Origin of the sequence: Arthrobacter humicola (assembly GCF_039531445.1) — a bacterium.
In the GTDB taxonomy this organism is placed as follows: Bacteria; Actinomycetota; Actinomycetes; order Actinomycetales; family Micrococcaceae; genus Arthrobacter; species Arthrobacter humicola.
Map to the genome: position 1 here is coordinate 364510 of NZ_BAAAQB010000041.1, position 25253 is coordinate 389762.

Here is a 25253-nt window from a genome sequence, read left to right on the forward strand (position 1 = left end):
CCTGCTAGCTCCTGCCCGGGAAGCGGTAGCGCAACTCCACGATGCCGCGGCCCATGGTCCGGGACGCGGCGAGCTCCAGCGGCGGCGTCGGGCCGGTCATGGGCAGCAGTTGCTTGCCGCCTCCCAGCACTACGGGAATGACCGAGAGAATCAGTTCGTCGAGCAGCCCGGCGTCCGCGAATTGCGCGGCGAGGACTCCCCCGCCGACCACCCAGATGTTCCGGCCGGCGGCCTCATCCTTGAGGTCGTCCACGAACTCGCGGACGGCCCCGCGGACGAACGTCACGTTGGCGCCCTTCGGGGCGGAGTGCTCGTGGTGGGTGAAGACCCAGCAGGGCGTGTCCGGATAGGGCCAGGTACCCGGTTCGTGCTCCAGGAGCCACGCGTACGTCTCACCGCCCATGACGATGCAGCCGACGTCGGCCAGGAACGCGTCGTAGCTGTCCTGGCCGCCCTCAAAGCCGTCAAACTGAAGCAGCCATGCCAGGTTGTCGTCATCCGTGGCGATAAAGCCGTCGAGTGAGGACGCCACGAAGTACTGGAAGCTCACCATGGCCCCAGCCTAGCCAATGCGGCGCCGGGTTCCCATCCCCGGGTCGCGCCACCGAGAGAGGGTGCTGCAGCGGCCCGCGTGAGGACGGCGGACTACTTGTGGAAGTAGGGAATGATCAGATAAAGCCCGAAGAGGACGGCGGCGCCGCACAGGGCGAAGCACGTGTAAGCGAGGGGGCGGGTCCACGACGCCGGCTCGTTCCGGACATCCCCCGCGATGGCCGTGAGCCGGACGCCGAGGGAATAGAGGACTACGACTGTGACCGCAGCCACAAGCGTGGCCCCGGCCACGCTGAACAGTTCCAACCACTTCATCGCTGGGCATCCCCGTTCTTGATCGCCTTGGCGGCAGACTTCTTCTTGCGGAACTGCACGGCCTGGCCCATTTCTTCGATCTCGACGGCGTTGTGGTGGCCCACCTGGGATTTCCGCGAATGCACGAACATGTACGCCACGGCGGCGGTGCCGGCGGCGGCCGCGATGATGACTCCGACGACGCCGGTCTGCACGAGCAGAGCCGTGAGGGCGCCTACGATACCGGCCGCCGGGAGCGTGAAGAGCCAGCCGAGGGCAATCCGGCCGGCGGTTCCCCACCGGACGGTGGTGCCGCGGCGTCCCATGCCCGAGCCGATGACGGAGCCGGAGGCCACCTGGGTGGTGGACAGGGCAAAGCCCAGGTGCGACGAGGCCAGAATGGCTGAGGCGGTGCTGGCCTCGGCGGAGAAACCTTGGGCCGGCTTCACTTCGGTGAGGCCCGAGCCCATGGTGCGGATGATCCGCCAGCCGCCGGCGTAGGTGCCGATCGCGATGGCGAGGGCGCAGGCGGTGATAACCCACCACTGCGGTCCGGAGCCGGCAGGCTGCGCGCCGGCCGAGATCAGGACGAGGGTGATGATGCCCATGGTCTTCTGGGCGTCATTGGTTCCATGGGCCAGTGCCACGAGGCTGGACGTAAAGATCTGGCCGGTCCGGAATCCGCCGCGCTTCTGGGTCAGCTTGTCGCCGGTTTCCGGGTCATGGCGTGACGTCAAGGCATAAGCCAGCCGCGTGCACAGATAGGCCGCGCCGCCTGCGATGATCGGGGCGAAGACCGCGGGAAGGATGACCTTCTGCAGGATCGATTCGAAGTTGATCGAGTGGATGCCGATGCCGGCGATCGCGGCACCGATCAGGCCGCCGAAGAGCGCGTGCGAGGAACTGGACGGCAGTCCCTTCAGCCAGGTGATCATGTTCCAGAGAATGGCGCCCATCAGCCCGGCGAAGATGATGTCCGGCGTGATCGCGACCCCGTCGGAGCCCTCTTTGATGATGCCGCCGGAAACGGTCTTGGCTACTTCCGTGGAGAGGAACGCCCCCACGAGGTTCAGCACCGCCGCCAGGGCGACTGCAGTCCTGGGTTTGATGGCACCGGTCGCGATGGGGGTAGCCATGGCGTTCGCGGTGTCATGAAATCCGTTGGTGAAGTCGAAGAACAGCGCCAGCGATACTACTAGCGCCACCATTACGGTGATTTCCACCTGTTGCCCAATCTGCAGTGTCCACGGTCAGCAGTTCCACTTCCCCGGTGCCGCATGGCCACAAACAATCATCTCATGCCTATCCGGATGAATGCTCAGTGGCCACGAACGCAGCTTGAAACCTTATCGATGGTACGTGGGAAAGACGGCAGCGCAAAACATGCCGGAAGACCCTAAATTCCGCCCTTCCCTGAGGAATCCGGACTTCAGGGCAGCGAGGCGATCCTCGTCACAGAGAGGTGGACCGGGAGCACTGTCCCGTCAGCGGTGCTGCTTAGACGGACCGGCGCGCCTCAGGCGCCGGACCGGCGTCGAGCATTGAGGCAATCTTGTCCTCGAGCGCGGCGAGCGTGGCCTCCGGCAGCACGATGAGCCCGTCGAGTTCACGGCGTGCGCGCCTGTAGGCCGTCTGCCGTTCGGCAGGAGTCGCCGCGGCGTCCGAGGCGATCCTCAGGAGCTTCCGGGCAGTCTCGAGACGCTGGCGTTCCGGGCCGGTGAATTTGCTGTCCCTGATCCGCTTGGCTTCGCGTTCCGCGACATCGAAGGCGATCTCGAAACTGGTGACGGCGGCCCGGTACTCCGCCAAACGGGCCGCAGTCCTGAGCTCACCGGGGGCGGCGGGCCGCAGACCGTCGGCCTCACGCTTGGCCCGCAGGAAAGCCACCGTGAGCGGCTCCCGGACATCGGTCATGACCGGGTAGTCGATCAGCTTCCCGACGTCGAGTTCGTAGTCGAGCCAGCGCCTGTTCACGGCGTCGTGCGCATTCATGAGGGCCAGGACCTGGGCCTGGCTGGCCTGTTCCGCCTGCGCGGCCTGGTTCTTGATTGTGTAGAGCTCCATCCGGCGCCGGTGCCGGCGTTCAGTGGCTTTGGACCAGGACCGGGCCCACCCGCCCATCAGTCCGCTCATGGGAAAGACGAGCCACCAAAAGTGCGAGACGAAATTGTAGAAGGGGTCCACGGCAACATCCTCCCATCCGTCGGCGGCGGCGGAAAGCCCCCTCCGCAGAGGGGGCTTTCCGGCCGGTACTCATCGGGTTGCAAGGACTTGCCGGGCGTCAGTCCCCGTGCTTGACCTTGTGCACCCGCGTGACGATGGTGGGGCACGGAACGTTCAGCAGGACGGCGTGCGCCGTGGAGCCGAGCACCGTGCGGGAGAGCCCGCCGCGGCCGCGGCTTCCGATCACCAGCACCCTGGCGTCCGCGGCGGTGTCCACGAGGGCCTTCGCCGGCTGGGTGTCCGTCTCGAGTCGCTGATGGACCACAAGGTCGGGGTATTTGTCGCCGAGCCCGGCCACCGACTCGGCGAGCACGATCCGGTTCTCTTCGACCATGCTCTCGGCGAGGCCGCTGGACGGTAGCTGCTTCTCGACCCACCGGGCGGGGGTCTTGAACGCGAGGACCACGGTGAGCTCGTCTCCGCCGAGGTCAGCTTCCGCGGCGGCAACTGCGACGGCCTGCAGCGACTCCTCGGAACCGTCCACGCCGACCACGACGCCCTTGGCCCCGGCGCCAGGCTTTGCGGGGATGACCGCCACCGGACAGTCCGAGGCGGCGACGACCTGCAGGGCGCGGTCCGTCACGGGGCCGCCGTCGAGGTGATGTTTTTCATGGCCGCCCACGACGATCATGGCTGCTTCTTTGGAGATATCCCGCAGCACCGATCCCCCGCTGCCGTGGCGGAGCTGGATGTCCACCTCGACGCCAGGGGACTGCTCGCTGGCGCTCGCCTTCGCCTTCTCAAGCAGTTCCATCCCCGATTCGCGGATGAGCTCGTGGTACTGGAAATCAGGGGACATCCAGCGGTCATCGACCGCGTGGAGGGCGATGACCGGAAGCTTGTCCCGGGCCGCCCGCTGAAGGGCCCACGTCAAGGCGGCGTCGCTGCCCGCAGACCCGTTGATACCGACGACGATTGCTTTGCTCATTCTGAATCCTGCTCTTCTCCATCGCGTGATCTGAACCGGCAGCCACACACCGCATTGTCTATAGAGCACATGATCCCTGCACTGCTTGTTAGCTGCACCGCCAAACATCTGCGTTGGGTGGTGCCTGTAGTGCATGATCGGGCGGCAGTGCCGACAGCCGGCTGGCACCTTCAGTCTCCCGCGCCCGTCATGGGCCGGGTTAGGGCCTTAAGGCCCCGCGCCGCGCTGCGGACCCGCAAGTGGATCTGCAGGTGGACCCGCCAGCGGGCCTGTTGCGCGGCCTAATTGCACGGCCTAGAAACCAGTGGGCTCCGTTTCCAATTCCGGTTCGCGGGGCGGCCCCTCATGGTGCACGGGACGCAGTGCCGCCGTGTGTTCGAGCCAGATGAGAGCGTCGTACCGTTCCCCCATCCGGGTCGGAACGTAGTTCCCCGCCTCCCGCTCCGGGTGGTACACGACGCCGATCGCCCGGTGTCCGAGCCACGTCGAAAGCCACGGCCCGGTCCTGTCGTCACCGAACTCCAGCACGGATGGCACGCCGAGGGCCTGATGCAGGAAGTCCTCGTGGCTGCCCGGACGTGCTTCCGGCACCGTGAGGATGCGCTCCGGGCGGCCCCATGCATCGGCGGCGATCACGGAACCCCGGTGCCCGGCGAAACCGACCAGGAGCACGCCCTCGCCCGCGTGGCGTTCCCGTAGCAGTTGCCCGACGTTGACCAGGCCGTCCTTTGCCATGTCGGTGGCCCGCGCATCCCCGACATGCGTGTTGTGCTCCCAGATCAGGCCCTTCGACGCCGGCCCGAGGTGCCGGCTGACGCGGTCGATGGTGTCCGCCATATGGTGGTCGCGGACGTTCCAGGACTGCCGGTCGCCGCGGACCATGATGCGGTAGTAGTGCTCGGCGTTGGCCGCGACCTCGGCGTTCTGGACGGCGTCGAAGGCGTCCTCGTCGTGGGGGCCGGGGCTGAAGACCCGGTTCCTGACCTCGGTCAGGAGGGCCACGACGTCGGCCTCGCAGGACTGCGGGACCAGCCGCGTGCTCCACGCGTACTGGTGCGGGTCCTCGTGGTGCGGGAGGAAGCATTGCCAGGCGCGCATGGCGGCGGGCACGGCGTCCGGGACGTTTTCCTGCAGCCAACCGATGATTTCGCGCAGCGAATCCCAGAGCGAGTAGACGTCCAGGCCGTAGAAGCCCACGCGCTTGTCCATGGGGCGCCCCGCGTTCCAGGTGCGCAGCCAGTCCAGGAACGCCGCGATTTCTTCGTTGGCCCACATCCAGGTTGGCCAGCGTTCGAAACCGGCCAGCAGGGCGTGCACTCCCTGCTCCTTGCCGTCCTGGCCGCGGACCCACCGGTTGATCCGCCAGCAGTCCGGCCAGTCTCCTTCCACCCCGATCCAGTTGTACCCCTCCTCGGCGATGAGACGCCTGCTGAGGGTGTCGCGCCAGGTGTAGAACTCGTGGGTGCCATGGGACGCCTCGCCGATGGCGACGAAACGGCAGTCGGCGGCCCGCCGCACCAGGCCGTTGAGGTCCCGGTCGTTTTTCAGCGGCCGGGCGAGATCATGGATCTCCTTCAGCACGGAGGTGCGCGTGACGGCAACCGGATTCATCGCGGATCCTCAATGTCGATCGACTCCAGATGCTCGGGTACCCGGGCCCGCCAGCCGAGTTCGCGCTTGATCCTGATGCGCAGGGCATCGGACGCATCGGGGTCGCCGTGCGTGATGTAGGTCATGCGGGGCTCCTTCGCTGCCGCTTTCATCCACGCGATGATGCCGTCGGCGTCGGCGTGCGCGGACAAGCTTTCCATTTGGATCACTTCGGCCCGGATCTTGACGTCCTCCCCGTAGATGCGCAGCTCCCGTTCGCCGGCGGCCAGGGTGGCCCCCCGCGTGCCTCCTGCCTGGTAGCCGCTGAGGATGACGGCGTTTTTCGGGTCCGGGCCGTACGCCGCGACGTGGTGCAGGATCCGGCCGCCGGTCAGCATGCCGCTGGCCGAGATGATGATCATGGGGCCGCCGCGCAGGTTCAGGAGCTTGGACTCGTCCACGGTGCGGGTGACCTTGGCCAGCTTGTACATGTCCACGTATTCCTCGCGCTTGAGCCGGTGTTCCTCGGGGTGGCGCTGGTACATTTCGGAGGCGTCGATGGCCATGGGGCTGTTCAGGTACACCGGGATGCGCGGAATCGCGCCCTTGCGCAGGAGCCGGGACAGGTACAGCATGAGCGTTTCAGCCCGGCCGACGGCGAACGCGGCGAACATGATGACGCCGCCGCGCTTCGCAACGCGGTTGATGATCTCCCCCAGTTGCTTCTCCGGATCCTCCGTGGAGTGTTTCCGGTTGCCGTAGGTTGATTCGGTCACCAGGATCCCCGTTTCGCCGAGCGGGCGCGGCGGGTACATGAAGGGGTCATCGGCGCGGCCCAGGTCTCCGGTGAAGTGCACGGATTGGGAGCCTAGCCGGACGTGGACCTGGGCGGCGCCGAGGATGTGTCCGGCCGGCACGAACGTCAGCTCCATGCCACCGCCGAGGTCAAGGGGATCGTCAAAATCCCGGATTTTGAATCTGTTGAGGGACGCTACGGCGTCGGCGGCCGTGTAGAGCGGGATCGCGGGATCGTGCGCGGTCGATCCCCGCTGTGAGGCATACCTGGCCTCTTCCTCCTGCAGGTGGCCGCTGTCCGGGAGGATGAGTTTGCATAGATCGGTGGTGCCGTCCGTGGCGTAGACCGGGCCGCCGAATCCGTCCCGGACCAGGGCCGGGACGTAGCCGGTGTGGTCCAGGTGCGCATGAGTCAGCACCACGGCGTCGATGGACTGCGGCGGCACCGGGAAGGGCGCCCGGTTGCGCTCGCGGCTGCGCTTGTAGCCCTGGAAGAGCCCGCAGTCCACCAGTACGCGCCGGCCGCCGGCGTCGATCAGGTAGCGGGACCCGGTGACGGTGTCGGTGGCACCAAGGAACTTCAGGCTCGGCTGTTGGTGTTTCATGGTGCTCCCGTGGACCTCTACCCGTGGCTCTGTGGACCGCGCAGACCTGTGCACTGTGCAGACCTGTTCACTGCGCAGACCTACAAAAATGCACGAACCTACAAAGATGCGCGGACCTGCCGCTCGCGGTGTACGCCCCAGCTTCCGCCCGGGCCTGCCGGGTGCCAAGGGCCGAAAGTCACCTCACTGCCCGCGCCGCCGCGGCTGTCGCGCAGTCCGGTACTTCCGGTCCGGTACTCCCGGACCCGTACTCCCGGACCGGTGCTGCCCCGATAGGATTTCCTGACGGGTCCTGCCGGGCCCGACGGCCGGCAACCCGGCGCAGCCCAGTGGCAAGGACACACCATGAGCAGACGATCCGCGGGGCCCGAGCATCCCGACCGCCCCTGGACCCGCCACTACGGCCCCGGTGTTCCTATCGACCTCAAACTCCCCGCGGGGTCCCTGGTCGACCTCATGGACTCCTCCGTTCGGCGTTATGGACGGAAGACAGCGCTGGAATTCTTCGGGGCACGCACCAGCTACCGCGAACTCGGGACCGCCATCAGCAGGGCGGCTGCGGGCCTGAAGAAACTCGGCGTCAGGGCCGGCGACCGGGTGGCGCTGGTCCTGCCGAACTGCCCGCAGCACATCATCGCGTTCCATGCGGCGCTGCGGCTGGGCGCCGTCGTCGTCGAACACAATCCCTTGTATACCGACCGCGAGCTCCGTCATCAGTTCGAGGACCACGGCGCCACCGTCGCCGTGGTCTGGGACAAGGCGGTGGAGAAGGTCCGGCAGCTGCCCGCCGACGTCGGGCTGCAGACCATTGTCTCGGTTGAGCTGATTCCGGCGATGCCACTGCTCCAGCGGATGGCGCTCCGGCTCCCGGTACCCGCTGCCCGCGTGGCCCGGGCCTCACTGGCCGCCGGCAGACACACGCCCTGGCAAGCGGCGGCGCCGGCACACCGGACGGTACTCCCGTGGAAGGAGCTCCTGGCCGCCGGCGAGCTGAAGAAGAAGCATCCGCGTCCGGCCGCCGGCGACCTCGCCGTCATCCAGTACACAAGCGGCACCACGGGCCAGCCCAAGGGCGCCATGCTCACCCATGCCAATCTGCAGGCCAATGCCGCGCAGGGCCGCGCGTGGGTGCCCGGGCTCAAGGACGGCCGGGAGACCGTCTACGCGGTGCTGCCGATGTTCCACGCCTACGGGCTCACGCTGTGCATGACGTTTGCCCTGAGCATCGGCGCGAGGCTGGTGCTGTTCCCCAAGTTCGACGTTGACCTTGTGCTGAAGGCCTACAAGAAATCGCCGGCCACGTTCCTGCCGGCGGTGCCGCCGATCTACGACCGCATCGCCGCCGCCGCGGCCGAGCGCGGCATTGCGCTGGACAGCATCCGGTTTTCCATCTCGGGGGCGATGAACCTGCCCACGGCGACAGTGGAGACGTGGGAGAGGGCAACCGGCGGCTACCTGATTGAGGGCTACGGGTTGACGGAAACCTCGCCCATCGCGCTGGGCAACCCCTTCGGTCCCAGCCGGAAACCGGGAACAGTGGGGGTCCCGTTTCCCCTGACCGACATCCGGGTGGTGGACCCGCGGAACGTCCTGCTGGACCGCGCCCCCGGTGAGGAAGGCGAGCTCCTGGTCCGGGGCCCGCAGGTTTTTGCCGGCTACTGGAACCGCCCGCAGGAGACCGAGGAATCACTCCTGGAAGGCGGCTGGTTCCGCACGGGGGACATTGTCTCGGCGGACAAGGACGGGTTCGTGACGGTCCGGGACCGGATCAAGGAGCTGATCATCACTGGAGGCTTCAATGTCTCCCCCCCCCCCGGAAGTGGAGGACGTCCTCGCCGAATACCCCGGCATCCTGGAAGTGTGCGTGGTGGGCCTGCCGCGCCCCGGCGGCGGCGAAGACGTGGTCGCCGCCGTCGTCCCCGCCGCAGGACCCGGCGTCGATCCGGAGGCGCTCCTGGCTTTCGCACGCGAGAATCTGGCCGCCTACAAGGTGCCGCGCCGGGTTGCCATGGTGGATGAACTGCCGCGCTCGCTGATCGGCAAGGTCCTGCGCCGCGAAATCCGGGACGCGCTCATGGCCGGCCGCTGAGCCGACGGATTACTGCTCCCGGCTGCGCCCGCCGGGATTGAGCCGCGCGATTGCCGTTGACAAGACGGTGGCGAATCCGCACCAGAGGGCGTAGGGGGCCAGGGACACTCCGGCACCGCGGTTCACGTGGTAGGTCCGGCGGACGAGATCGGCGCTGCTTACCGTCAGGACGGCGCACTCCGCCGCCGCGAGCCACGGCCGGCGGGCACGCCAGAAGAGCCAGCTCCACGTCGCATTGAGGACGAGGTTGGCGGCCAAGGCGCCCCGGTAGGCGGCGATCTCCTGCCGCCTGGCCTTAACGCCGGCGGCGTCCGTGGTGTCGTGGCTGTCCAGGGCGACGGCGGAACTCACGGCGAGGTCAGCGTAGAGTGCGGTCCACACCACTGGAAAGGCGACGGCGGGCGGCTGCCAGTCCGGTTTGCGCAGCTGCCGGTACCACGGGCTGGCCGGATCTGTCGCGACGCCGCCGGCCGCCGCTGTCGCGGCTGTCGCTGCCGCCGTCCACACCACCGTCATCAGTTTCACGGCTACTCCTTTGTTCCCGTCGGTGCCGGATGCGCCTACCGCACATGCTACGGAACTGCGGCACCGCCGTCGACGGCGGATCGCTTGCGGCCCTCCGGGCAAGCTGATAGGCCTGACGGTAGGGTGCATAAAGGCACATCGGCTCGCCGTCCCATCCGGGCGGCGGTTGCAGAAGGGAAGTTCACGTGACTCGCAAGACTCCTCAGGTGGAGGAACCGTCCGAGAAAGAGCTCGTTGTCGAGAACGGGCCGAAAAGCTGGGCCGCCGGCGTCCCGGGCGTGTACCACTCCATGAAGCCGGCCATCGAGCAGATGGGGCTCAACCGGACGCGGAAGACCGTTATGGCCATGAACCAGAAGGACGGCTTCGACTGCCCGAGCTGTGCGTGGCCGGACCCGCACCACCGCAAGGCGTTCGAGTTCTGTGAGAACGGGGCCAAGGCCGTCACGTGGGAGGCGACCCCAATCACGATTCCCTCCAGTTTCTGGGCGGAGCACCCGGTCAGCGAGCTGCGCAGCCGGTCCGAGTACTGGCTCGGCATGCAGGGCAGGCTCACTGAGCCGGTCTACAAGCCCGCCGGGGAGGACCATTACAAGCCGGTCAGCTGGGACGAAGCGCTCCGGATTGTCGCCGACAAGCTCAAGGGGCTGGACTCCCCCGACCGCGCGGCGTTCTACACGAGCGGCCGCACGTCGAACGAGGCGGCCTTCCTGTACCAGCTGCTGGTCCGCGGCTACGGCACCAACAACCTGCCGGACTGCTCCAATATGTGCCACGAATCCTCGGGCTGGGCCATGGGCCAGACCATCGGCATCGGCAAGGCGACCGTCAGCTTCGACGACTACGCCAACGCGGACCTGATCATCATCATGGGCCAGAACCCCGGGACCAACCACCCCCGGATGATGACTGAGCTTGAGAACTGCAAGCACAACGGCGGCGAGATCGTGGCCGTCAATCCCCTGCCCGAGGCCGGGCTGCGACGGTACAAGAACCCGCAGCAGGTCAACGGGGTAATCGGCCACGGCGTCCAGATCGCGGACCAGTTCCTGCAGATCCGGATCGGCGGGGACATGGCGCTGCTGCAGGCCGTGTCCAAGCGCGTGCTCGACGCCGAGGCCAGGAAGCCCGGGACTGTCCTGGACCACGCCTTCCTGGCCGAACACTGCGAGGGACTCGAGGAGCTCAAGGAGCACTTGGCCCGGCTGGATGAGAGCGCTGTGCTGGAGGCCACCGGCCTGCGGAGCGAGGACATCGATGAGCTGGCGGCCCGCTACCTCAAGGCCGAGAAAGTCATCATCACCTGGGCCATGGGCATCACGCAGCAGAAAAAGGGCGTGGCCACCATCAAGGAGATCATCAACCTCCTGCTGCTCCGCGGCAATATCGGCAAGCCCGGCGCCGGTGCGTCCCCCATCCGCGGACACAGCAATGTCCAGGGCGACCGCACCATGGGGATCTGGGAGCAGATGCCGCAGTCCTTCATGGAAGCCCTCGGCAAGGAGTTCGACTTCGAGCCGCCGCGCGAACACGGCACGGACGCCGTCGAGACAATCAACCAGATGCGCGACGGCGAGATCAAGGTCTTCGTCGCCTTGGGCGGCAACCTGGTGGCGGCGATCTCGGACACGAATGCGGCCGAAGCTGCGATGGAAAACACGGAGATGACGGTCCAGATCTCGACCAAGCTGAACCGGTCCCACGCAGTGACCGGCCGCGAGGCGCTGATCCTCCCCACGATGGGCCGGACCGAGATTGACATCCAGGAATCCGGGCCCCAGTTCGTGTCCGTGGAGGACACCGTCTGCGCCGTCCACCCGTCCTGGGGCAGCGTCGAGCCGGTGTCCCATCAGCTGCTGTCCGAGCCGGCCATCCTGAGCCGGCTGGGCAAACTCCTCGTCGGCACCAAGATCAAGGCCGACTGGGACGGCTTTGAAAAGAACTACGACCTCATCCGCGATCACATTTCGCGGGTAGTGGGCGGCTGCGAGGACTACAACCAGCGGATCCGGCAGGATGGCGGGTTTGTTCTCGCCAACGGCCCCCGCGACTCGCGCACGTTCCCCACGCCGACCGGCAAAGCCGTGCTGACCGTCAACGACCTTGAGCATGTCCAGCGGCCGGCAGGCACCCTGATCCTGCAGAGCATGCGCTCCCATGACCAGTTCAACACCACCATCTACTCGCACAACGACCGCTACCGGGGCATCAAGAAGGGGCGCCATGTGGTGTTCGTGAACCCGGACGACCTCGCCGAGCTCGGCCTGGCGGACGGGCAGTACGTGGACATCCGCGGCGTGTACGAGGACGGCGAAGAACGCGTGGTCCGCAAGTTCCGCGTCGTGTCCTACCCCACGGCCCGCGGCTGTGCGGCCGCCTACTACCCCGAGGCCAATGTGCTGGTGCCGCTGAACCACACGGCCGAGGGCAGCAACACGCCGATCTCCAAGGCGGTCATCGTCCGGCTCGAACCAAGCCTGGACCAGGCCCCGGACAGCGCGCCACCCGTCTCCGCCGGGGCAGCCCGGCCGTAGGCGCACGCTTCCGCAGGCCGGGGCGCGGGACCGGGACATGCCCAGCCGCGGCCCCGGCCACTGGACATAACACCACCATGCCCACCCCTGCGCCGCAGCACTGAGCATGTCCCACGAAGTACCACGCCGCCGCCGCGGGACATGCCCAGCCGCGGCCCCGGCCACTGGACATAACACCACCATGCCCACCCCTGCGCCCCGGCAATGAGCATGTCCTCCGCAGCAATGAGCATGTCCCACTGACCGGATCCGAACACAGCACAGGCCGCGTCCCCTTGAGGGAACGCGGCCTGTCCGCTGACGCCTGAACCTGTAGCCGGCGAGCTGCCTACTTCCTGCGGCCTGCCCGCTGCCAGCGCCGGCGCGAGCGCCGGACCGCTGCTACTGTGCTCGCTTGACCCAGCCTTCCTCGTCCGGACCGCCGGATTCGCCGTGCTCGCAGAGCTCAATGACTTTGTTCGACGCCGCGTGCACAGCTTCCTGCGTGCCCTTCCGGCCTTTGGTGGACGCGGTGCCGGCCGCATAGCCCACCATGAATGCGCTGATGGCATCCGCGTGCGGCCCGACGGCTTTGACGGATTCTTCCGCGACCTCGACGATCTTCTCGTGGTCGACCTCAAGGTCGAGGATCTGCAGGGCCTGGATGAGCCGGCTGCTCCAATGCCGCAGCGAGCTGTCTTCGTCTCGGGACAACGTCATTGCTACTCCTTCTCGCGGGTGAACGGATCGTCTGACCCTCAAGGGTTAGCACCCGCCCCGGCGTTGCGCAACGCGACACAGCGACCGGCACCACAGCCCGGCGCCCCCGCCAGCTGCCTCAACTCCACAACGCGACGTGGAACTTGGGGCCCCGGCGTTCCAGCCCGCGCGAGCCACCGGGAGCCACCATGGCTGCCGTGGCATCGGCAGTGCCGGCAAACCGCTGCAGGGTCCGTGCCATGGTGGTGGCCCGGCCCCGGTCCAGGGTGCTGGCCCACCAGAGGCCGGAGATCGGCGTTCCGGCGACCGGCACACGGACCAGGGAGCCGCTGCGGATTTCGGCCCGGACAATGTGGCCGAGCGCCAGCATCGTTCCTTCACCCGCCCGCACGGCGGCAAGGGCCTCCGTTTCGCTGCTGAGGCAGACGATCTCCGGCACCACTCCCTGGGCAGCCAGCCAGCGGCCTTCTTCGCTCGTCTCTTGGATGCCGGCGGGGCCGGCAAACCACGGCCGGCCTAGGAATTCACTCAGCCGTACGGGTCCGTGCAGCGACGCGAGGGGATGCCCTGCGGCCACCACGAAGACCCGCTGGTACCGCAGGAACGGCACGGAATCGAGCCCGACGTCGGCGGCGTCCTTGGAGTCAGCGCTGTTGTGGGCAGCCCCGTTGCGGACAGGGGGCCTGATTCCCAGGGCGATGTCGTAGACGCGTTCCAGCATCAGCGATGCCACATCTTCCGCCTGCTCCACGACCACATCGACGGAGGCTCCCGGAACCCGCCGGGTGAACAGGTCCAGGAGGCGGCCGGCAGCGTGCTCCGCGAACGGCGCCGTGGCCACGATCTTCAGGCGTCCGGTCTCGGTCTGAGCATGCGCGACTTCCCATCGGGCCTTGTCAGCCAGCCCGACGATGTCCTGGGCGTATTCAGCGAGCGCCCGGCCGCCGGGTGTCAGCGCAATACCGCCATGGGCGCGAATGAACAGAGGGTCGTCAAGGTCCTGCCTGAGCGCGGCGAGCGCCGCCGACACGGCCGGATCGCTGACCCCGAGGTGGGCCGCGGCCGCGTGCAGAGAGCCCAGCTTGGCCACAAGGGCGAACGTGCGCAACTGTCCCAATGTCATCGCCACGGCTTCATAACCTTTCGCTTATGACGATATTGACATCCCACTTAGGCCGGGGCAAGACTGACCTCAATCCGGCGCAAGGCAATCACTGACCCACGCCGCCGGCGGTTCGGAGTGAGGTAGGGACTATGCAGATTCCGGCTCCATTTGACTACGTGCGCGCCACCACCGTGGACAACGCCCTGGAACTTCTCGCCCGCTACGGTCCCGAATCCCGGGTAGTGGCCGGCGGCCATAGCCTCCTGCCGATGATGAAGCTTCGCCTTTCCCGGCCCGAATGGCTGATCGACATCAATGACCTCTACGAGCTGGACTTCATCCTCCGTGACGGCAACACCCTGAGGGTCGGCGCCATGACCCGCCACACCACCTTGCTGGAATCGGACGAGGTCGCGGCACTGTTCGCCATTGTCCGGGACGCTGAATTGGTCATTGCCGACCCCGTCGTGCGCAACCGTGGCACCATCGGCGGTTCGCTCTGCCAGGCCGACCCTGCCGAGGACCTCTCCACCGTATGTGACGTCCTGGGCGCCGAGGCCGTGATCCGCGGGCCAGGTGGCGAGCGCGTCCTGTCCATGCCGGACTTCCACCGCGGACCGTACCAGACAGCGGTCGGGCAGGATGAGCTGCTCTGCGAACTCAGGTTCCCCATCCGCCCCCGCTCGGGCAGCGCCTACGACAAGGTCGAGCGCCGGGTGGGCGACTGGGCCGTCGGCGCCGCCGGCGCGGCCGTCGTCCTCGCCGCGGACGGGACCGTCGAGGATGCCGCCGTCGGACTCACTGCGCTGGGCCTTGACCACACGGTGGACGAGGCCGCGGCCGTGCTCCGCGGCAAGCGTCCCACCGAGGACTTGTTCGCCGAGGCCGGCCGGCTTGCTGCCGCAGCGTGCGATCCCGTAGCGGACCAGCGCGGCCCGGTCGATTACAAACGGCATCTCGCCGATGAGCTCACCCGGCGGGTACTGCGGCTGGCCTGTGCCCGCGCCGCCCAGATGCAGGAAGGCTGAAGCCGATGCAGATCAGCATGACCGTTAACGGCAGCGACGTCACGAGCGAGATTGAGCCCCGCGTGCTGCTGGTCCACTACATCCGCGAGGTCCTGGGCCTCACCGGTACGCATTGGGGCTGCGACACCAGCAACTGCGGGACCTGCGTGGTCCTGATGGACGGGCAGCCCGTGAAGTCCTGCACCGTCCTGGCCGCCATGGCCGCGGGCCACGACATCCGCACCGTCGAGGGGCTGGCCGCCAGCGGCACCCTGGACCCCGTGCAGCAAGGCTTCATGGAGGAGCACGGGCTGCAGTGCGGCTTCTGCACCCCGGGGATGATGCTGACGGCCCGGGCACTCCTTGATAAGAATCCGCACCCTGACGACACTGAGATCCGGCAGGCCATTTCCGGGCAGATCTGCCGGTGTACGGGCTACGCGACGATCGTGCGCTCGGTCCAATGGGCCGCCGCCCATCCGGCGGGGCCAGGCCCGGAGGATGCACCGACGGCCGAGGAAGTCCTGGACGGCACAGACACCGCCGTCCCGGATGTCGCGGCAGACACAGCAAACACAGCCACAGAGGTGAAGGCATGACCGTCATCCATGACCGGCCGTCAAACCCGGCCGCCGGCGACGAAGACCGTCCGATCGGCTACGGGCGCATCCAACGCAAGGAAGACCCGCGCTTTGTGCGCGGCAAAGGCCACTACGTTGACGACATCGTGCTGCCGGGAATGCTGCACGGCGCCATCCTGCGGGCCCCGGTGGCGCACGCCCGGCTCGTGTCCATCGACACCACCAATGCCCTGGCGCATCCGAAGGTGGTGGCCGTCATCACGGGCAAGGACCTCCTGGGCCTGAACCTCGCGTGGGCGCCGACGCTCTCCGCGGATGTCCAGGCTGTCCTGGTCACCGACAAAGTCCGGTTCCAGGGGCAGGAGGTCGCGTTCGTCGTGGCCGAGGACCGGTACGCCGCCCGGGACGCGCTCGAACTGATCGAGGTCGAGTACGACGTCCTTCCCCCGCTGGTGGACGCCCGCAAGGCGCTGGACCCGGACGCGCCGGTGATCCGCGACGAAATCGAGGGCCGGACGGACAACCGGATCTTCGACTGGGAGATGGGCGACAAAGCCGAAACCGACGCGGTGTTCGCCAGCGCCGACGTCGTGGTGAGCCAGGAGCTGGTGTACCCGCGGGTCCACCCCGCACCGATGGAGACATGCGGCGCCGTCGCCGATTTCGACGCCGTCAGCGGCAAGCTGACGCTCTACGAGACCACCCAGGCCCCGCACGCGCACCGCACCCTGTTCGCGATCGTCGCCGGCATCCCCGAACACAAGATCCGGATCGTCTCCCCCGATATCGGCGGCGGCTTCGGCAACAAGGTCGGGATCTATCCCGGCTACATCCTCGCCGTCGTCGGCTCCATCGTCACCGGCCACCCGGTCAAATGGGTGGAGGACCGCTCCGAGAACCTGATGTCGACCTCGTTCGCGCGGGACTACATCATGCAGGGCGAGATCGCCGCGACCAAGGACGGCAAGATCCTTGGCCTGCGCACCCACGTGCTGGCCGACCACGGCGCGTTCAACGCCACCGCCCAGCCCACCAAGACCCCGGCCGGCTTCTTCTCCATCTTCACCGGCAGCTACGACCTGCAGGCCGCCCACTGCTCCGTCACCGGCGTCTACACCAATAAGGCGCCCGGCGGAGTCGCATACGCCTGTTCGTTCCGCGTCACCGAGGCCGTGTACCTGGTAGAGCGGATGGTGGACATCCTGGCCCGCAAGCTGGAGATGGATCCGGCGGAGCTGCGGCTGAAGAACTTCATCAAGCCGGAGCAGTTCCCCTATGCCAACAAGACCGGCTGGGTGTACGACTCGGGCAACTACGAGGCCGCCATGCGGCTCTCGATGCAGCTCGCCGGGTACGAGGACCTCCGGCGCGAGCAGGCCGCAAAGCGCGAGCGCGGGGAACTCATGGGCATCGGCGTCTCCTTCTTCACCGAAGTCGTGGGAGCCGGCCCCCGCAAGCACTTCGACATCGTGGGCCTCGGCATGGCCGACGGCGCCGAACTCCGCGTCCACCCCACCGGCAAGGCCGTGGTCAGGCTCTCGGTGCAAAGCCAGGGCCAGGGCCACGAGACCACCTTCGCCCAGATCGTGGCCGAGGAACTCGGGATCCCGCCGGAGGACATCGACGTCGTGCACGGGGACACCGACCAGACCCCGTTCGGCCTCGGCACCTACGGCAGCCGTTCGACGCCGGTCAGCGGCGGCGCCGTCGCCCTGGTGGCCCGGAAGGTGCGCGAGAAGGCCAAGCTGATCGCCGGGGCCATGCTGGAGACCCGTCCCGAGGACCTCGAATGGGAGAAGGGCCGCTGGTTCGTCAAGGGCGACCCCAGCGTCGGCAAGACCATCGCCGAGATCGCCATGGGCGCCCACGGCACCGTGGCCCTGCCCGAGGGCGTGGACGGCAACCTCGACGCCGAAGTCACCTACGACCCGCCCAACCTCACCTTCCCGTTCGGGGCCTACATCTGCGTCGTCGACGTCGACTCCGGCACCGGGCACGTCAAGGTGCGGCGCTTCATCGCGGTTGATGACTGCGGCACCCGCATCAACCCGATGATCATCGAAGGCCAGGTCCACGGCGGACTGACCGACGGCGTGGGCATGGCCCTCATGGAGATCATCGAGTTCGACGCCGACGGCAACTGCCTGGGCGGGTCGTTCATGGACTACCTGATCCCCACGGCGATGGAAGTGCCGGACTGGGAGACCGGTTTCACCGTCACCCCCTCACCGCATCACCCGATCGGTGCGAAGGGCATCGGCGAGTCTGCCACCGTCGGCTCGCCGCCGGCGATCGTCAACGCCGTCGTGGACGCGCTCGCGCCCTACGGCGTCACCCACATGGACATGCCCTGCACGCCGGCCCGCGTCTGGGCTGCCATGCAGGGCCGGGCAAGGCCGCCGATCTGATGCCCGCCACCGCAGAGTCCCTGGCCGCCAGGGCGGAAGAACTCGCCGGCCGACGCGAGCCCTTCGTCCACGCCCTGGTGGTCCGCGCCCAGCACCCCACGAGTGCCCATGCCGGGGACACGGCCCTCGTGCTGCCCACGGGCGAAATCCTGGGTTTCGTGGGCGGGAACTGCGTCGAGGCGTCGGTGCGCGAGTACAGCCTGCAGGTTCTGGCCTCCCAGGAACCGCTCCTGTTGCGGGTGCTGCCCGGCGAGCCGTCGCGCACGGCGGAGGAGGGCGCCGTCGAGGTCTCCAATCCGTGCCTCAGCGGCGGCGCGATCGAGATCTTCCTCCAGCCGCGGATTCCGGCGCCCCGGGTCCTGGTGGTGGGCACGGCGCCGGTGGCGCAGGCCCTCGCTTCGCTCGGCTCCGGCGTCGGCCTCGACGTCGAACTCACGGACGGCGAATCGGCGGAACCCCGCGGGGATGACGCGGCATTGATTGTCGCCTCGCACGGAAAGGCGGAGGAGGGTGCCCTGGAGACCGCCCTGCGCGCCGGAGTCCCCTACGTAGCCCTGGTGGCCAGCGGGACCCGCGGCGCCGCGGTGCTGGAATCCCTCGACGTCGACGACGCCCTGCGTGCCCGGGTGTTCACACCCGCCGGGCTGCAGCTCGGCGCCCGGACGCCCGGGGAGATCGCGCTGTCCATTCTTGCCCAGCTGGTCGGGGAGCGGTCCAAGGCCCGGCATGCCGCGGCGCCCATGGCTGACGCCGCGACGCAGCCCGGGGTCCCGGCGGCGCCCACCGAGCCGGCGCCCACCGAGCCGGGGCCTGCGAGCGCCGTTGATCCGGTCTGCGGCATGTCCGTCCCGGCCGTCGAATCGTCCCTTCACCTGGACTACAACGGGGTCACCGTGTACTTCTGCTCCCCCGGCTGCCGGGCGGCCTTCCGCAAAGATCCGGAGCGCTATGCCCTCGCAACCTGACATGCCCCCGCAACCTGAGCCGCTGCAACCTGAGCCGCTGAGGGCGGCGGCAAGCCTCGAGCCCAGGACCGCCGGCATCATCCTGGCCGCGGGAGCCTCCCGGCGGCTCGGCCGGCCCAAGCAGCTCCTTCCCTACGGTACGGGCGTCCTGCTCGATGCCGTCCTGGCGACCGCCCGGGCCTGCACTTTCAGCCAGACGGTCCTGGCGCTGGGTGGCGCGGCGGAAGAGGTGCAGCGCACCGTGGACACGAGCGGCTGCGAGGTGGTGCTCAACCCGGACTTCGGCGAAGGGTGCGCGTCCTCGATCGCCACCGCCCTCGCCGCCGTGGACCCGGAGACCGATGCCGTGGTCCTGCTGCTCGGTGACCAGCCCGGCGTCCGGGCCGCCAGTGTCCGGGCCGTACTCGGCGCCCTCCGGCAGGCGGGTTCCGGCGCCGCTCCGGTTGCCGCCACCGGCGGCCCTGCCGGCCCCGCCGCCTCGGCCATCCCTGCCCGCTCTCCCGTCCCTGCCGGGATCGCGGTCTGCCGCTATGACGACGGCGTGGGCCACCCGATGGCATTTGCCCGTCGCCTCGTTCCGGCCCTGGCCGCACTCCACGGGGACAAAGCGGTCTGGAAGCTCCTCGAACAGCGGGCGGACGACGTCGTCGAGGTCCGCACGCCCGGCCCTATTCCTTTGGATGTGGACACCGAGGAAGACTACAGGCGGCTCCTTGGCCGGATGCGGGAGGCTGTATGACGGCGGCGGCGCGGGCCGGCGCGGAGGAAGACGTGCAACGCCGGGTCCCGGATGTCCCGTCACTGATGGCAGCCCTGGACCGCAACAACTACCTGGCCGACGTCGGGCTGGCGACCGCCCTGTTCCTGGCTGTCCGCCTGCCGCAGCCCATCCTGCTGGAAGGCGAGGCCGGAGTCGGGAAGACGGAGGCGGCAAAAGCGCTCGCCGAGCTCCTCGACACCCCGCTGTACCGGCTGCAGTGCTACGAGGGGATCGACGCCGGTGAGGCCCTCTATGAGTGGAACCACCAGCGCCAGCTGCTTGGCATCCGGCTGGCCGAGGTCCGGGACGCCTCCGTCACCGAAACAGACCTCTTCGCCCCGGAGTACCTGCTGCGGCGCCCGCTCCTGCAGGCGATCGAACACCCCGGTCCGCGCCCGGCCGTACTGTTGCTGGACGAAATCGACCGCGCCGACGCCGAGTTCGAAGCCTTCACGTTCGAACTGCTCGCCGAGGCCGCCGTCACCATCCCGGAGCTGGGCACTATTCGGGCCACCCATCCGCCGATCGTGATCCTCACGTCCAACCGTACGCGGGACCTTCACGACGCCCTGACCCGGCGCTGCCTCTACCACTGGATCGACTACCCCGGACCGGAGCGGATCGCGGAGATCGTCCGCCGCAGGGTGCCGGCCAGCAGCGGCCCCCTGGCCCTCCAGGCAGCCGCCGTCATTACCCGGCTGCGCACCCTGGACCTGGCCAAGCCGCCCGGCATTTCCGAGGCGATTGACTGGGTCTCGGCCCTGGCAGTGCTCGGCATTGATCGCATCGACGCCACGACGGCGGAACAGACCCTCGGCTCCATCGTCAAGAACCGTGATGACCTCGAACTGGTCGGTGCCCGGGGGGCCGACTGGCTCGTGGCCGGCACGGGCGGGTGAGCGCCTTGGCGGCCGGGACCCCGCAGGACATGCGCGCTGCGCCCCCCACGGTAGAAGCGGCGGCCCTGTCGGCGGCCTTCGTCACCGCCCTGCGCCGGGCCGGGCTCGCGTGCTCACCGGACCGGGCAGTCCGGCTGGCCGAGGCACTCCGCCTGATCCCTCCCGGCGACGCAGAAAAGCTGTATTGGGCGTCCCGGGTGGTGCTGGTGTCAGCCCGCGAGCAGCTGCCGGTCTTCGACGCCGTCTTTTCCGCGGTGTTCCGCGGCGGCTTTGACCCCTCCGGGCATCCCGCCCGCGCCGTGGCTCCGGCCGCGGCCCCGGCCGGGGCCCCTGAGGAGACCCGCACCCGCCCGTCTCCGGCCGAGGGCCGTGCGCCCGGCTACGCGCCTGCTCCCCCGCGCCCGGCGCCGGCGATTGCCTCCGCGGGACCGGACGCCGGCCAAGACGGCAACGCCCCGGAGCGGGATGCCGTGCTGGCTATGGCCTCCCCCGAGGAGCGGCTGCACGAAGCGTCCTTCGCTCAGCTGACGGAGGAGGAAGTCGTGGAGATCAGGCGGCTGGCGTCCCGGCTGCTGCTCGCCACCCCGACGCGCCTGAGCCGCCGCGCCCGGAAGTCCGCCCACAGCAGCGCCCGGCTGGACGTCCGCGCCACGGTCCGTGCGGCCCGGCGCTCAGGCACTGACACCACCCGCTTGTTGTATGCCCGGCGCCGCCCGCAGCGCCGCAAGCTGGTGATGCTGTGCGACGTCTCCGGATCCATGGAACCGTATGCGCGGATTTTCGTCTCGCTGCTGCAGGGAGCCGTGGCAGGTGCCGGCGCCGAGGCCTTCGTGTTTTCCACCCGGCTGACACGCCTGACCCGGCAACTGGCGCTCCGCGATCCCGACGAGGCCCTGGCCCGGGCCGCCACGGCCGCCCCGGACTGGGCCGGCGGAACGCGGATCGCCGACAGCATCCGGCACTTCGTCGACGAGCACGGCCGCCGCGGCCTGGCCCGCGGCGCGGTGGTGGTGATCTTCTCGGACGGCTGGGCGCAGGAGGACCCCGAACAGGTCGCGGCCCAGATGGCGCGGCTGCGGCGCCTGGCGTACCGGATCATCTGGGTCAATCCACGCAAGGCAGCGCCGCAGTACCAGCCGCTGGTGGGCGGAATGGCCGCGGCCCTGCCGTACTGCGACGAATTCGTCAGCGGACACAGCTACACGGCGCTGGCAGAAGTGGCGGCCGCAATCCGCGGCGACGGCCAGGCATCACTCAAGGGAAGAGGGAACTCATGCAGATAGACAGCACTTTCTCGGTGGTCGCCCCGATCGACACGGTGTGGGACACGCTGATGGACTTTGAACGGGTGGCCGGGTGCCTTCCCGGGGCCAGAATCCTGAACAAGCTCTCCGACGACGCCTACCAGGTGGGCATGAGCGTGAAGCTCGGCCCCGTCTCAATGCAGTACAAAGGCCTGCTGAACGTCATCGAACGCAACGCGGCCGACCACCGTGCCGTGCTCGGCGGCAAGGCACAGGAGACCCGCGGACAGGGCACCGCCGAGGCGACCGTGACCCTGACGCTCACACAAGAAGGGGACGCCACACGGGGGGCCGTCAGCGCGGACCTGACGCTGTCCGGCAAGGCCGCCGCCATGGGCAAGGGCGTCATCGGCAGCGTCACGGAGCAGATGATGGCCCTCTTCGCGAACAACCTGCAGACGATGCTGGCCGAGGGGGCGCCCCCTGTCCCGGAACAGGGCCCGGAGGCGTCGTCTGCCCCGGCGCCCGCAGCACAGGCCGTGCCCGAGCCGGTCCCGGCGTCGGCTGCGGTTTCTGCTCCCCTTGCAGGCACGACGGCGGGTGCTCCAACTGCGGCGGCGCCGACCATGGCAGGCGCCCCCACCGGTGCCGCGCCGGCCGGCAGCCTGGATGCGTTGAGCCTGGCCAAGGGAATCGCGGCCGATCAGCTTTCCAGCCCGGTGAAAGTCCTCGGCGTCGTCGCCGTGGTGGCGTGCATTGCGTACTGGGCCGGGCGGCGGTCTGCGTTCCGGATGCTCCGCCTGTGCGGCAGGCTCTGAGGAGGGCCGATGCGCGATGTCCTGGCGGCCATGTTGCCCGACTGGCTGAGCGGCGCCACCTCGGGCCTGGCCACCGTCGTGAGCACGTTCAAGTCAGCACCCAGGCTCCCGGGGGCGGCGATGCTGGTAACGGCCGGCGGCGACGCCGTGGGCTCCGTCTCCGGCGGCTGCGTCGAGGGGGCCGTCTACGAGCTGGCCAGCCAGGTGAAGGACGACGGCGAGCCTGCCCTGGTGCGCTACGGGATCAGCGACGACGATGCCTACGCGGTGGGCCTGACCTGCGGCGGGATCATCGACATCTTCGTCGAACCGGTTTCCCGGCTCCGATTCCCCGAACTCGACGAAGTGGCACAGGACATCGCCGCCGGGCGCCGGGTAGGGGTCGCCACGGTCATCGAACACCCCGATGCCACGCGGGTGGGACGGCACCTGATCGTCCGGCCGGGAGGGTGTGAAGGTGATCTGGGTTCGGAGCGGACCAACCACGCCGTGGGCGACGACACCCAAGGCCTCCTCGCCGCCGGGCGCACAGGCATCCTGAACTACGGAGTCGACGGCGAACGGCTGGACACCGGTATGCGTGTCTTCTTCGCCAGCTATGCTCCACCGCCACGCATGATCGTCTTTGGCGCGATCGACTTCGCCGCCGCGCTTGCCCGCCTGGGCGCCTTCCTGGGCTACCGGGTGACGGTGTGCGATGCCCGGCCGGTCTTTGCCACGCCGGCGAGATTCCCCGACGCCGCCGAGGTGGTCAATGCGTGGCCGCACCGCTATCTGAGCGACCAGTTCGCCCAAGGCCTGCTGGATGCCAGGACCGTGCTGTGCGTCCTCACCCACGACCCGAAGTTCGACATCCCCGTCCTTGAGGTGGCCCTGCGCGGCAGCCCCGTGGCGTTTATCGGCGCCATGGGCTCCCGCCGCACTCATGAGGACAGGTTGGCACGGCTGCGGGAGGCGGGGCTGGGCGACGACGAGCTATCCAGGCTCCACAGCCCGGTGGGCCTTGATCTGGGCGCCCGCACGCCCGAGGAAACGGCCGTGTCCATTGCCGCGGAGTTCATCGCCCTGCAGTGGAACGGCAGCGGGGAGCCATTGCGGCATCTTGGCGAACGGATTCATCACGACGAGCAGTCGTGACCGTGCTGCCATGACCGTGCTGCCGTGACTGCGGACGAGGCCGTGCGCTGGACAACGGCGGTACTTCTCCTGGCGGCAACGCTGTACTCGGCCTGCCGGGCCGTGGCCGCTTCCGGAGCGGCAGGCCGGGTCGGGTTGGCGCTGCATTCCCTCATGATGGCGGCGATGGCGCTGATGTTCCTGCCGCGCGGGCAGTGGCCCCTCCTGCCGCAGGTTCTCCTATTTGTTCTGGGCTCCTGGTGGTTCGTAGTGCAGGCCGTCTCGTACCGGACGCGCCCACGGGACGGCCCGCCGGTCCGTGGCCGGGCCGTTGCCGGCAAGCACGTTGGTGACCGGCCAGTTGCTGGCCGGGCGAAGCCCCTCTACGATGCTGCGGCCATGGCCGCGATGGCCTTCATGCTGGCCGCCGGCGACCTCGGGGCCGTCCCTCAGTCCGAAGCGCGCCTGCTTCCCGTGGCCCCGGCACACCACGGAGCTGCGGCGGCCGGGCCGCTGACGGCACGGCTCCCCGGGTGGGGCGATCAGCTATCCCTGGTGCCGGCTGCGGCTTTTGGCTTGGCCGTATTCTTTGGGCTCGCCACCGTGGCGTGGACCCTTCGGCTGCTCCTCCAGCTCTGGCCGCGAACCGGTGGCACGTCCGTGGCCGCAGCCCTGTGCAGCCGCGGCGGCGCGCTGCGGGGTGCTCGTTGGCCCCGGTGCCGGGTCATCGCCGACACGGCCGTGGAAATCGTGGCCGCCGGGGCGCTTGCGCTCATGCTCGCCGCCCTGGCCGCCTGAGGGGCGGCCCGCACCTCGCCGCTGTATGGCTTGGGCCTGTGGCTGGTCAGCGCCCGGTGGCTGCCGCCGCTGGAGCCAGTAGTTCGCGGTACCGGTCAGCGTGCCGCTGAAGCTCACCGGCATCCACGCGGGGCGCTGAGTGCAGGATGAGCGGCTGGGCCATGTCCAGGCCGCAGAGGTGCGCAGTGGCGTCAAGAGGGCGCAGGAGCTCATCCATCGTGAAGCGGTTGTGCCCTGCCGGAGCATAGGACGCTTCCGGGCCGCCGGTCGAAAGCACCAGCTGGAGCCGCTTTCCGCGGAGGGCGTCGCCTCCTGCCCCGTAGGCGAAGCCGTACGTGAGCACCTGATCCATCCACTCCTTCAGAACCCCGGGCACGGAGTACCAGTGCCACGGGAATTGCCAGACGATGGTGTCGTGCCCGCGCAGCAGGTCCTGCTCGCGGACAGCATCGATCCGGCGGTCCGGGTATGTGGCAGAAAGATCATGGACGGTCACGTGGTCCATGTCCATGATGGCTCTGGTGAGGTGCGCGGTGATCCGCGAGCTTTCAAGGTCAGGGTGGGCAACAAGGACGAGCGTGCGCGGGGGCGTCATGGAAATTGTCTTCTACTTTCAGGTCGTGCCGGAGACCAGACATCACTCGCGCCGGGTCCTTCGAAGCTGATTCCGGTCCCGCTGGTAGACAGAACTGTCTAGGGGACGATGAGAACTTATCAG

22 protein-coding genes and 1 pseudogene are annotated in these 25253 nt (G+C 68.6%); 12 read left to right on the forward strand and 11 right to left on the reverse strand.

The features are described 5' to 3' along the window. Positions 1-4: 4 nt before the first annotated feature. From ABD243_RS18285 to ABD243_RS18315, 7 genes are all read right to left on the reverse strand, one after another. Entirely contained in the window at positions 5-553 is a 549-nt protein-coding gene (locus ABD243_RS18285; RefSeq protein ID WP_344367774.1) for a dihydrofolate reductase family protein, read from the reverse strand. Positions 554-645: 92 nt separating this feature from the next. Then, the gene (locus ABD243_RS18290) at positions 646-867 is read right to left on the reverse strand and encodes a hypothetical protein (protein ID WP_344367775.1); all 222 of its coding nucleotides are present in this window, start codon (positions 865-867) and stop codon (positions 646-648) included. Further along, positions 864-2069, reverse strand: a complete 1206-nt coding sequence (locus ABD243_RS18295; protein WP_344367776.1) for an inorganic phosphate transporter — start codon at positions 2067-2069, stop codon at positions 864-866. The genes ABD243_RS18290 and ABD243_RS18295 overlap by 4 nt, the downstream gene beginning before the upstream one ends. A 274-nt stretch (positions 2070-2343) precedes the next feature. Beyond that, complete coding sequence (locus ABD243_RS18300; RefSeq protein ID WP_344367777.1) at positions 2344-3030, reverse strand: hypothetical protein; 687 nt, start codon at positions 3028-3030, stop codon at positions 2344-2346. Positions 3031-3127: 97 nt separating this feature from the next. Then, positions 3128-3997: a universal stress protein gene (locus tag ABD243_RS18305; RefSeq protein WP_344367778.1), complete on the reverse strand. Its 870-nt coding sequence runs from the start codon at positions 3995-3997 to the stop codon at positions 3128-3130. Between the two features lie 294 nt (positions 3998-4291). Then, entirely contained in the window at positions 4292-5608 is a 1317-nt protein-coding gene (locus tag ABD243_RS18310; RefSeq protein ID WP_344367780.1) for an erythromycin esterase family protein, read from the reverse strand. Beyond that, positions 5605-6987, reverse strand: a complete 1383-nt coding sequence (locus tag ABD243_RS18315; RefSeq protein WP_344367782.1) for an MBL fold metallo-hydrolase RNA specificity domain-containing protein — start codon at positions 6985-6987, stop codon at positions 5605-5607. Before ABD243_RS18315 ends, ABD243_RS18310 begins: the two co-directional genes overlap by 4 nt. A 345-nt stretch (positions 6988-7332) precedes the next feature. Here ABD243_RS18315 and ABD243_RS18320 point away from each other — a divergent pair. After that, positions 7333-9076 (forward strand): annotated as a pseudogene (locus ABD243_RS18320) (long-chain-fatty-acid--CoA ligase). Positions 9077-9085: 9 nt separating this feature from the next. On the opposite strand, the gene ABD243_RS18325 reads toward ABD243_RS18320, so the two are convergent. Further along, complete coding sequence (locus tag ABD243_RS18325; protein ID WP_344368087.1) at positions 9086-9592, reverse strand: TspO/MBR family protein; 507 nt, start codon at positions 9590-9592, stop codon at positions 9086-9088. Positions 9593-9786: 194 nt separating this feature from the next. On the opposite strand from ABD243_RS18325, the gene ABD243_RS18330 reads away from it, so the two are divergent. After that, a complete protein-coding gene (locus ABD243_RS18330; protein ID WP_344367783.1) occupies positions 9787-12135 on the forward strand; it encodes an FdhF/YdeP family oxidoreductase in 2349 nt (782 codons plus the stop codon). 381 nt (positions 12136-12516) lie between these two features. Here the strand turns inward: ABD243_RS18330 and ABD243_RS18335 are convergent, their stop codons facing one another. Together ABD243_RS18335 and ABD243_RS18340 are read right to left on the reverse strand one after the other, a co-directional pair. Beyond that, positions 12517-12834 carry a DUF6457 domain-containing protein gene (locus tag ABD243_RS18335; RefSeq protein ID WP_116765776.1) on the reverse strand — a complete coding sequence of 106 codons (318 nt, stop codon included), beginning with the start codon at positions 12832-12834 and terminating at the stop codon, positions 12517-12519. 118 nt (positions 12835-12952) lie between these two features. After that, on the reverse strand, positions 12953-13957 hold the full coding sequence (locus ABD243_RS18340; protein WP_344368088.1) for a LysR family transcriptional regulator: 1005 nt from the start codon (positions 13955-13957) through the stop codon (positions 12953-12955). Positions 13958-14088: 131 nt separating this feature from the next. Here ABD243_RS18340 and ABD243_RS18345 point away from each other — a divergent pair, with 131 nt between their 5' ends. Genes ABD243_RS18345 through ABD243_RS18390 form a run of 10 tightly spaced genes read left to right on the forward strand, consistent with a single transcriptional unit; the run spans position 14089 to position 24535 of the window. Further along, entirely contained in the window at positions 14089-14967 is an 879-nt protein-coding gene (locus ABD243_RS18345; RefSeq protein ID WP_344367786.1) for an FAD binding domain-containing protein, read from the forward strand. A gap of 5 nt (positions 14968-14972) precedes the next feature. Continuing rightward, positions 14973-15545 carry a (2Fe-2S)-binding protein gene (locus ABD243_RS18350; RefSeq protein WP_344367787.1) on the forward strand — a complete coding sequence of 191 codons (573 nt, stop codon included), beginning with the start codon at positions 14973-14975 and terminating at the stop codon, positions 15543-15545. Then, complete coding sequence (locus tag ABD243_RS18355) at positions 15542-17935, forward strand: aerobic carbon-monoxide dehydrogenase large subunit (protein WP_344367788.1); 2394 nt, start codon at positions 15542-15544, stop codon at positions 17933-17935. Before ABD243_RS18350 ends, ABD243_RS18355 begins: the two co-directional genes overlap by 4 nt. After that, positions 17935-18900 (forward strand): XdhC family protein, encoded by a 966-nt coding sequence (locus tag ABD243_RS18360; RefSeq protein ID WP_344367789.1) that lies wholly within the window; start codon positions 17935-17937, stop codon positions 18898-18900. Before ABD243_RS18355 ends, ABD243_RS18360 begins: the two co-directional genes overlap by 1 nt. 1 nt (position 18901) lies before the next feature. Further along, entirely contained in the window at positions 18902-19639 is a 738-nt protein-coding gene (locus ABD243_RS18365; RefSeq protein ID WP_344367791.1) for a nucleotidyltransferase family protein, read from the forward strand. Then, the gene (locus ABD243_RS18370; RefSeq protein WP_202615770.1) at positions 19636-20559 is read left to right on the forward strand and encodes an AAA family ATPase; all 924 of its coding nucleotides are present in this window, start codon (positions 19636-19638) and stop codon (positions 20557-20559) included. Before ABD243_RS18365 ends, ABD243_RS18370 begins: the two co-directional genes overlap by 4 nt. 29 nt (positions 20560-20588) lie before the next feature. Next, the gene (locus tag ABD243_RS18375; protein ID WP_344367792.1) at positions 20589-21842 is read left to right on the forward strand and encodes a vWA domain-containing protein; all 1254 of its coding nucleotides are present in this window, start codon (positions 20589-20591) and stop codon (positions 21840-21842) included. Further along, on the forward strand, positions 21833-22621 hold the full coding sequence (locus ABD243_RS18380) for an SRPBCC family protein (RefSeq protein ID WP_344367793.1): 789 nt from the start codon (positions 21833-21835) through the stop codon (positions 22619-22621). The genes ABD243_RS18375 and ABD243_RS18380 overlap by 10 nt, the downstream gene beginning before the upstream one ends. Before the next feature lie 9 nt (positions 22622-22630). Next, positions 22631-23758 carry an XdhC family protein gene (locus ABD243_RS18385; protein WP_344367794.1) on the forward strand — a complete coding sequence of 376 codons (1128 nt, stop codon included), beginning with the start codon at positions 22631-22633 and terminating at the stop codon, positions 23756-23758. Between the two features lie 24 nt (positions 23759-23782). Next, positions 23783-24535 carry a DUF5134 domain-containing protein gene (locus ABD243_RS18390; protein ID WP_344367795.1) on the forward strand — a complete coding sequence of 251 codons (753 nt, stop codon included), beginning with the start codon at positions 23783-23785 and terminating at the stop codon, positions 24533-24535. A 46-nt stretch (positions 24536-24581) separates the two neighbouring features. Here ABD243_RS18390 and ABD243_RS18395 read toward each other — a convergent pair whose 3' ends face one another. Further along, a complete protein-coding gene (locus tag ABD243_RS18395; protein WP_344367796.1) occupies positions 24582-25130 on the reverse strand; it encodes an NAD(P)H-dependent oxidoreductase in 549 nt (182 codons plus the stop codon). Between the last annotated feature and the right edge of the window lie 123 nt (positions 25131-25253).

Excerpts from the sequence above, each read along its gene's own strand:
- ABD243_RS18285 (WP_344367774.1), bottom strand. The coding sequence starts at position 553 with ATGGTGAGCTTCCAGTACTTCGTGGCGTCCTCACTCGACGGCTTTATC.
- ABD243_RS18290 (WP_344367775.1), bottom strand. The coding sequence starts at position 867 with ATGAAGTGGTTGGAACTGTTCAGCGTGGCCGGGGCCACGCTTGTGGCT.
- ABD243_RS18305 (WP_344367778.1), bottom strand. The coding sequence starts at position 3,997 with ATGAGCAAAGCAATCGTCGTCGGTATCAACGGGTCTGCGGGCAGCGAC.
- ABD243_RS18310 (WP_344367780.1), bottom strand. The coding sequence starts at position 5,608 with ATGAATCCGGTTGCCGTCACGCGCACCTCCGTGCTGAAGGAGATCCAT.
- ABD243_RS18315 (WP_344367782.1), bottom strand. The coding sequence starts at position 6,987 with ATGAAACACCAACAGCCGAGCCTGAAGTTCCTTGGTGCCACCGACACC.
- ABD243_RS18325 (WP_344368087.1), bottom strand. The coding sequence starts at position 9,592 with ATGACGGTGGTGTGGACGGCGGCAGCGACAGCCGCGACAGCGGCGGCC.
- ABD243_RS18335 (WP_116765776.1), bottom strand. The coding sequence starts at position 12,834 with ATGACGTTGTCCCGAGACGAAGACAGCTCGCTGCGGCATTGGAGCAGC.
- ABD243_RS18340 (WP_344368088.1), bottom strand. The coding sequence starts at position 13,957 with ATGACATTGGGACAGTTGCGCACGTTCGCCCTTGTGGCCAAGCTGGGC.
- ABD243_RS18345 (WP_344367786.1), top strand. The coding sequence starts at position 14,089 with ATGCAGATTCCGGCTCCATTTGACTACGTGCGCGCCACCACCGTGGAC.
- ABD243_RS18350 (WP_344367787.1), top strand. The coding sequence starts at position 14,973 with ATGCAGATCAGCATGACCGTTAACGGCAGCGACGTCACGAGCGAGATT.
- ABD243_RS18355 (WP_344367788.1), top strand. The coding sequence starts at position 15,542 with ATGACCGTCATCCATGACCGGCCGTCAAACCCGGCCGCCGGCGACGAA.
- ABD243_RS18360 (WP_344367789.1), top strand. The coding sequence starts at position 17,935 with ATGCCCGCCACCGCAGAGTCCCTGGCCGCCAGGGCGGAAGAACTCGCC.
- ABD243_RS18365 (WP_344367791.1), top strand. The coding sequence starts at position 18,902 with ATGCCCCCGCAACCTGAGCCGCTGCAACCTGAGCCGCTGAGGGCGGCG.
- ABD243_RS18370 (WP_202615770.1), top strand. The coding sequence starts at position 19,636 with ATGACGGCGGCGGCGCGGGCCGGCGCGGAGGAAGACGTGCAACGCCGG.
- ABD243_RS18375 (WP_344367792.1), top strand. The coding sequence starts at position 20,589 with ATGCGCGCTGCGCCCCCCACGGTAGAAGCGGCGGCCCTGTCGGCGGCC.
- ABD243_RS18380 (WP_344367793.1), top strand. The coding sequence starts at position 21,833 with ATGCAGATAGACAGCACTTTCTCGGTGGTCGCCCCGATCGACACGGTG.
- ABD243_RS18385 (WP_344367794.1), top strand. The coding sequence starts at position 22,631 with ATGCGCGATGTCCTGGCGGCCATGTTGCCCGACTGGCTGAGCGGCGCC.
- ABD243_RS18395 (WP_344367796.1), bottom strand. The coding sequence starts at position 25,130 with ATGACGCCCCCGCGCACGCTCGTCCTTGTTGCCCACCCTGACCTTGAA.